The sequence below is a fragment of the uncultured Porphyromonas sp. genome (genome assembly GCF_934359325.1).
In the GTDB taxonomy this organism is placed as follows: domain Bacteria; phylum Bacteroidota; class Bacteroidia; order Bacteroidales; family Porphyromonadaceae; genus Porphyromonas_A.
Genome location: NZ_CAKRLH010000077.1, coordinates 1 through 7734, shown reverse-complemented (window position 1 = coordinate 7734; position 7734 = coordinate 1). Strand labels below are relative to the sequence as shown.

The following is a 7734-nucleotide window of genomic DNA, read 5'->3' as shown; positions in this document are numbered from 1 at the left end:
GGCCTCAACAGATCCTCTCCAATGCCGATTACACCGCTCAGACCGAGGACCTCGGCGATGATCCGGTGCTGGCAAGCTATTACGGCATCGAGAATCTAAAGCGCACCGTGGATCACCTCTTCGACTGGACCCCCCAGGAGGATGGCAAAGCCTACAAGGCTCAGGACCGCCTGCTCAGCTCGCTCGCAGGGCAGTTCCGCCTCTACATCGGCCACGCCACCTCCGTCATCGGAGGCTTTAGGAGAAACCTCCCCGTACATGGCGACGGACAGACCAAGTACTCCGTCCCCTCCAAGAAGGAGCAGCAGCGCGCACTGCGTTTTGTCCTCGACCAGTCGATCGACTTCCCCCGCTGGATGTCCACGAAGGAGGTGACGGCGAAGCTTGGCAAGCAGCCCAATAACTTCTCCGACCAGATCTTCTCCACCATGAGTATGCTGACCGGCACCTCCGTCCTGAGCCGTCTCTCCAATACGGCTCTCTACTCCGAGGAGCGAAACCCCTACACCCCCGAGGCCTACCTCGCCGACCTGCACGACTATGTGTGGCAAAACGGCGGAGCACTCACCCCCGTGGAGCGCAATATGCAGTATGCCTACGTCTCTCAGCTCCTCAGCGGGCTCGGGCTCGATGGGAAGAAGAGCAACGACAAGCAGAAGCTCAAGACCCAGGCGATCAACGTCCGTGGACCGCTCTACAAGAGCCTCCTCGGTGCCCGCTCAGTCATCTCATCGCGGATGGGCAACCATCCCGAGGCAGGTCACTACGCTGACCTCTACTACATGATCGATCGCGCCCTCAGCGGCCGTAACTAATCCCTCATCCCACTATCCATCGGGGCATGTCGACCACCACCGGTCGGCATGCCCCGATGCTTGACAGGGAGGGATGAGGGTGGAGAGGGAGCTGAGAGGGAGGAGAGTGTGGGAGGGAGAGAGGGACAGCAGGTCCATACCCAGCGCCGTCCGACTTGTCCGACTTGTCCGATAAGATAGCCGCCCTGCCCCCCTACTTCTTAGGGGAGCGGCGGGCGCGGCTCATTCGCTCCCGGATGCCACCATTCTCCACAAGCATCACCTCCTGCCGCTCGATCAGGCGGCGCAGCATATAGGTCGCCTGGTGGATCAGCGTGATACCGAGGTTGGCAAGCTCCTCATCGCTCATCTGCTCAAAGATCCCCGGGCAGTCGGCGAAGATCTCCTCGCTCCGCGCATAGGCACGCAGCCGATCGTAGCGCGGGTGACCAGGACCCCAGCTGGTGAGACCTTAAGCCTCTGGTAAAGCTTGTAAACACCATTTCTGCCGCAAAGAGAGATCCCGGCATGGTATCATGGAAAGCTCTCAACAGCAAAGGTCGAAGGCATCAATAATAAGATCAAAGTAATGAAGAGAAACGCTTACGGATATAGTGACGACTACTACTTTACGCTCCGTCTATTCTCTCTCCACGACTGCTCCATCACGCGAAATGTCGGGTGAACCAAAAAAAGAGGGACCGGGTCCTGCGACCCGGTCCCTCTTGGTCTCATCGGGGGGCGGCTACGCGGGATCGTAGAGGATCGGGGTACCGGCGGCGAGGGAGGGGCGGATGGCGATGATCCGCTGATTGGAGCTGCCACGGAAGCGGAGCCTCAGGTCCTTGAGTCGCGCGACGAAGCGTCCGTCCACGAGGACATCGCAGAGCTCTAAGAGGCGCCGCCGCTCCGGGTCCGCCACGATCTGCTCGTAGGTGTAGCCGGAGTAGACCCAGATCGTCTTGCCCTCCGGCAGAGCCCGACGTATCTCCTCCACCACCGGCACCAGCCCGGGGCTCTGCATCGGTTCGCCCCCGAGGAGGGTGAGCCCGGCGACATTGGGGTCACGGAGGTAGCCGATCACCCGGGCGGTCGTCTCCTCGCTCCACTCAGTTCCGTAGGCGGGGTCTTGGTAGAGGACGTTGAAGCAGTCGACGCAGTGCAGCGTGCAGCCGGTGACGAAGACGGAGGTGCGGATCCCCTCGCCATTGGCCACGTCGTACCGGCGGATCTGTGCGTAGTGGAGAGACATCGGTACTAAATGTGCAGGACGCGGGACTTGATCTCCTTTGTCCGCCCTTCGTTCCAGAAGTTTTCTCCGAGGTAGCCGCAGGTGCGCCGGATGACGGTGAGCTTGGAGCGGTCCTTATTGTGGCACTGAGGGCACTCCCACTCGTTGTCATCATTCACCTTGATCTCACCGTCGAAGCCGCAGACGTGGCAGTAATCGCTCTTGGTATTGAACTCCCCGTACGTGATGTGGTCGTAGATGTAGCGGATCATCGTCAGCACGGCGGGGATGTTATTGGTCATATTGGGGATCTCAACGTAGGAGATCATGCCGCCGGTGGAGAGGTCCTGAAACTCGCTCTCGAAGTCAAACTTCTCGAAGACGCTGATCGGCTCCCGCACATCGACGTGGTAGCTATTGGTGTAATAGCCCTTGTCGGTGACGTTCTCTATGGAGCCGAAGCGGGCGAGGTCGATCTTGGCAAAGCGATTGGTGAGGCTCTCGGCGGGCGTGCCGTAGAGGGCAAAGCCGAGCCCGGTCTCCGCCTTCCACTCATCCACAGCCTGCCTGAGCCGGCGCATCACCCGGAGCGCAAATCGATGTCCCTCCTCGGTCGTGTGCGGCTCTCCCGTCACCAGCATAGAGGCCTCGTAGAGACCGATGTAGCCGAGCGAGATGGTGGCGTAGCCCCTCTGGAGGTAGTCGTAGATCCTCTGGTGCGGCCTCAGCCGGGCGATCGCCCCATACTGCCAGTGGATCGGCGAGACGTCGCTGGTGACGTCCTTGAGCAGCTCGTAGCGGAAGAGGAGCGCCCGCTTGCAGAGCTCGAGTCGCTTCTCGAGGATGGTGAAGTAGCGCTCCTCGTCCCGACCGGAGAGGATGCCGATCTGAGGAAGGTTCAGGCTGACAACGCCCATATTGAATCGGCCATCGAAGACATACCTCCCCTCCTCATCCTGCCAGGGGGAGAGGAAGCTGCGGCAGCCCATCGGGGCAAAGACGTTGCCCTTATAGATCTCCCGCATCTTCTTCGCAGAGATGTAGTCGGGGTACATACGGCGGGCGGTGCACTTCGCGGCCAGCTCGGTGAGGTAGTAGTACTTGCTGTCGGGGTGGACGTTGTGCTCGTCGAGGACGTAGATGAGCTTTGGGAAAGCGGGCGTCACGTAGACGTCTGACTCATTCTTGATCCCCTCGAGGCGCTGCCGGAGGATCTCCTCGGTGATCAGCGCCGCCTCACGCTCGTACTCGTACCCCGGCTGGAAGTACATAAAGAGGGTGACAAAAGGAGCCTGCCCATTCGTCGTCATGAGGGTATTGATCTGATACTGGATCGTCTGGATGCCGTCCTTCACCTCCTTCTTCGTCCGCTTCCACGCCACCTCCTTCGCCTTCTCGAGATTGGGCTCTATGCCGTAGATCTTCTCCTGGTCATCGAGGGCGTACTTGAGATACTTGTCGAAGCTTCGTCGCACGTAAGGTGCGAGGATGCGGTCGATGCCGTTGATCGACTGCCCGCCATACTGACCCGAGGCGACCTGGGCGATGATCTGCGTCGTGATGGTGCAGGCGACCTGGAAGCTCTTGGGGCTGTCGATCTTCTTCCCATTGATGCAGGTGCCGCGGCGAAGCATATCCTCGAGATTGATCAGGCAGCAATTGAACATCGGCTGGATGATGTAGTCCATATCGTGGAAGTGGATCGCGCCGCTGTCGTGCGCCATCACGATGTCTGCCGGCATAAGGAGTCGGCGGGCGATATCCTTGGAGACCTCGCCGGCGATCAGGTCGCGCTGCGTGGAGACGATCTTGGCGTCCTTATTTGAGTTCTCGTCCATCACGCCACGGTTGGTCTTATTAAGGATGCCGAGGATGCTGGAGTCGTTGGTATTGCTCTGGCGCTTAAACTCCTGCACCGACCGGTAGCTCTCGTACGCCTTGGCGGTGGCGATGTTGCCGTACATGGTCAGCTTGTAGTAGACCATCTCCTCTATGGAGTGGATCGTCATCGGTGTGCGGACGACGGCGGCATAGCTCTCTATCTCGTCGGCGATCTGTGCTGCCTGCCCCGCCTCGTAGATCCCCGAGGAGGAGTTCATCGCCTTCTCGATGGCGATGGTGATCTTGCTCTTGTCGAAGGGTACGCGCCGCCCGTCCCGCTTGATCACCTCAAGCAGGGTGGTCGTCGGCGATTGGCGTGGCGTAGTGGTCGAGCGATCCGTCTGGGCAACTCTCTCCCTGCTAAGCACTGTGGTCTCCATATATAAAACGCTGATAATAAGTGATGTAGTGATTTTGTCTTGGTGAGAAGTGGGAAACTCTCTCCTCGTATTCGCCGACTAAGTTAGCCAAAGTTGTCCACTAAAACTATGACAAAAGTCCAAAGAATGTCTGACTTTTTGTCCCTTCTCGCTCCACATTAGCACTTGTCGCAACCACTTCGAAGGATCGGAAAAGTGTTAAAGTCCACGGATCTCTCCAAAGTGTCATCTCCGGATGACAACCAACAAAAAATGCCACACCGGTAAGGTGCGGCATTTTTTCACAGAAGGGTTGGTGAGTAATGTATGAGTTATTTCTTGGTTTCCTTGACGGTGATGGCGCAGGAGGCGGAGGCCTTGCCGCGCGAAGCAGTAGCGGTTACCTTGGCGGTACCGGGCTTGATGCCCTTGACGGTGCCGCTCTTGTCCACGGTGGCGACCTTCGGGTCGCTGCTCTGCCATAGGATGGTGACGCCCTTGACGTTCTTCCCCTTGACGGTGGCCTTGAGCGTCTCGCTCTTGCCCACCTCGATAGTCTTGGCGGAGGCGTCGAGGGTGACGGTGATCTGGTCCGGATTGACCGGCTTATTCTTATCCTTGCAGCCGGTGGCACCGAAGGCGGTGAGGAGGGTGATGGTGGCGAGTGCGCCGACCTTGAGTAGTGACTTCATGATGTCCTGAAAAATTATTGTGTGAGAAATAAAACTAATCTTCGGGTCAGAGGCGGCGACCTCATCCCCTTACACCTACCTAACAACGCCCCTCCCGAAATACTGCACCTAACGTCAAAAAAGCAAACAACCCTCCAGTGCTGTATCAGACATCTCACTATTACCGGGTTTAGTGATCACTAATACCGGGTTTAGTGATCACTAAACCCGGTATTAGACTTCAGTGAAATCGGCTCCACTCTGTGTGGATCTCTCCAGGGGTGACGCACTTCTTAGATGGGTAGTTCGACCCGCAAGGGGTGCCTTACTCCGACTCTTCACATCGAGCTTGGTTTCTGTACCCGTCACCTGCGTCACCTTGCCTGCGGGATCGACAGAGGGAGAGGGTCCGGTTATTTTTTGGTACCTTTTCCTATCCAAATCAACCAGGCACTAATTTATATGACTCAGCAGACTCCCACACGACTCTACCTTATCGATGCCTTCGCGATGATCTATCGGGGCTACTTCCCCTTCGCCAATCGTCCGATGCTCAATCGTCGGGGCGAGGACACCTCCGCCGTGCTCGGATTTATCAATACCTTCGACAAGATCCTGGAGGCGGCAGAGGGGCAGTACCTGGCGGTGGTCTTCGATCCGTCGGGAGGAACCTTTCGCAGCGAGGAGTATGAGGAGTACAAGGCGCAGCGGGCGAAGCAGCCCGAGGCGATCACCTTTGCCCTCCCCTACATCCGGGAGATCATCCGGGCGCGTGGCGTGCGGAGCTACGAGGTGGAGGGCTACGAGGCGGACGACGTGATCGGGACGCTGGCGATGCGATTCTCGGCGGCGCACCCGGATCTGGAGGTGCTGATGGTGACGCCGGACAAGGACTACGGTCAGCTGGTGTCGGAGCGGGTGCATATGCTGTCGCCGGGGAGCTCGGGGGGCTTCGATCGCCTAGGTCCCGGCGAGGTGGCGGCGAAGCACGACCTCACGGACGCATCGCAGGTGCGCGACTATCTGGCACTGATGGGCGATGCGTCGGACAACGTCCCCGGGGTGCCGGGGGTGGGGAAGAAGCGTGCGGCTGATCTCCTGAGGACGTACGGCACCATCGAGGGGATCTACGACCATATCGGGGAGCTGAAGGGGAAGATGAAGCAAAACCTGATCGACTACCGGAAGCAGCTCGACACCTCACGCCGTCTCGTCACCATCGTCACCGATGTGCCGATAGAGGTCTCCCTGGAGGAGATGACACGCACGACCGAGGACAGGCAGCGACTGGTGGAGATCTACGATGAGTTGGACTTCCGGTCCAAGAAGAAGGCACTCCTCGAGGAGTCCCCGACACCCGCGCCGCAGAGGTCCCTCTTTGACCTCACTCCGGAGGAGCTGGCGGAGCCGCTCGAGGACAAGTCGGTCGGGGACATCACGACGGTGGAGCACACCTACACCTCAGTCTCCAGCGGGACAGAGATGAGAGCGCTCCTCAATGCACTCTCCGGCGCGGAGGCCTTTGCCTTCGACACCGAGACGGACGGTCTGGACGGCATGCAGGATCACCTCGTCGGGATCTCCTTCGCCGTCCGACCCCATGAGGCGTGGTACATTCCCCTGCCGGAGGAGATGGAGAAGGCGAAGGAGCTGCTGAGACCCCTGGCTCCCTTTTTTGCCGACCCCGAGAAGGTGAAGGTAGCGCACAATGGGAAGTTTGACCTCAAGTTCCTCGCCCGATACGACATCCACGCCGTCCCTCCGCTCTGGGATACGATGCTGGCGCACTACCTGCTGGATCCGGAGTCGCGTCACGGGATGGACTACCTCTCCGAGACGCTGCTGCGGTACCGCCCGATCCCGATCGAGCAGCTGATCGGGAAGGGACGGCAGCAGCGGACGATGCGTGAGGTGGATCCGAAGGAAGTGCTGCCCTACGCCGCGGAGGACGCCGACGTGACGCTCCAGCTCTATCACCACCTCTCGCCACAGATGGAGGAGGAGCACCTGAGGTCACTCTTCTACGACATCGAGATGCCTCTGATGGGCGTGCTGCTGGAGATGGAGCAGGCGGGGGTGCGTGTCGATGAGATCCTCCTCAGCGAGGCGATCGGCGAGATGGAGCAGGCGCTGAAGCGACTGGAGCAGCAGATCTACGACTCTGTGGACGGGTATCCGGTCAATATCAACTCCCCCAAGGAGGTGGGTGAGCTCCTCTTCGATCACCTGCAGCTGCTGTCGAAGCCCAAGAAGACCCGAACCGGTCAGTACTCCACACGAGAGGAGGATCTAGAGAAGATCCGCCACCTGCACCCCGTCGTCGGGCTGATCCTCGACTACCGCGGCCTCTCCAAGCTGCTCAGCACCTACCTGATCCCCCTTCCCTCGATGATCCACCCCGAGACTGGACGGATCCACACCACCTACCACCAGGCAAAGACAGCAACCGGTCGGCTCTCCTCGAGCGACCCCAATCTGCAGAATATCCCGGTGCGGGATGAGCAGGGGCGGGAGATACGCAAGGCCTTTACCGGAAACGATCCCGCTGCCGGCGATCTCTTCGTCAGTGCCGACTACTCTCAGGTGGAGCTGCGGCTGATGGCGCACCTGAGCGGCGATCCCTCCCTGATCGACGCCTTCCGCCACGGAGCAGACATCCATGCCGCCACGGCAGCGAGGATCTTCGGTGTGCCTCGTGAGGAGGTGACCGGAGAGATGCGGCGTCGGGCAAAGACGGCAAACTTTGGGATCATCTACGGCATCTCCGCCTTCGGTCTCTCCTCCCGGCTCGACATACC

7 protein-coding genes are annotated in these 7734 nt (G+C 59.6%); 3 read left to right on the top strand and 4 right to left on the bottom strand.

The genetic code is table 11. The features are described 5' to 3' along the window. On the top strand, positions 1-815 hold an 815-nt coding region (locus Q0F21_RS04245), incomplete at its 5' end, for a zinc-dependent metalloprotease (RefSeq protein WP_297237708.1). Positions 816-1008: 193 nt separating this feature from the next. Here the strand turns inward: Q0F21_RS04245 and Q0F21_RS04240 are convergent. Further along, complete coding sequence (locus Q0F21_RS04240) at positions 1009-1164, bottom strand: four helix bundle suffix domain-containing protein (protein ID WP_297237706.1); 156 nt, start codon at positions 1162-1164, stop codon at positions 1009-1011. Positions 1165-1299: 135 nt separating this feature from the next. Here Q0F21_RS04240 and Q0F21_RS04235 point away from each other — a divergent pair, with 135 nt between their 5' ends. Further along, entirely contained in the window at positions 1300-1479 is a 180-nt protein-coding gene (locus tag Q0F21_RS04235; RefSeq protein WP_297237710.1) for a transposase, read from the top strand. 60 nt (positions 1480-1539) lie between these two features. On the opposite strand, the gene nrdG is transcribed toward Q0F21_RS04235, so the two are convergent. The 3 genes from nrdG to Q0F21_RS04220 all read right to left on the bottom strand — a co-directional run bounded on the left by nrdG (position 1540) and on the right by Q0F21_RS04220 (position 4957). Then, positions 1540-2046, bottom strand: a complete 507-nt coding sequence (gene nrdG / locus Q0F21_RS04230; protein WP_297237704.1) for an anaerobic ribonucleoside-triphosphate reductase activating protein — start codon at positions 2044-2046, stop codon at positions 1540-1542. Between the two features lie 5 nt (positions 2047-2051). Beyond that, entirely contained in the window at positions 2052-4286 is a 2235-nt protein-coding gene (nrdD, locus tag Q0F21_RS04225; protein ID WP_297237702.1) for an anaerobic ribonucleoside-triphosphate reductase, read from the bottom strand. 311 nt (positions 4287-4597) lie between these two features. After that, positions 4598-4957: an Ig-like domain-containing protein gene (locus Q0F21_RS04220; protein ID WP_297237700.1), complete on the bottom strand. Its 360-nt coding sequence runs from the start codon at positions 4955-4957 to the stop codon at positions 4598-4600. A gap of 441 nt (positions 4958-5398) precedes the next feature. Here Q0F21_RS04220 and polA point away from each other — a divergent pair. Then, positions 5399-7734 (top strand): DNA polymerase I (gene polA / locus Q0F21_RS04215; RefSeq protein ID WP_297237698.1); only part of this gene is annotated, 2336 nt, incomplete at its 3' end.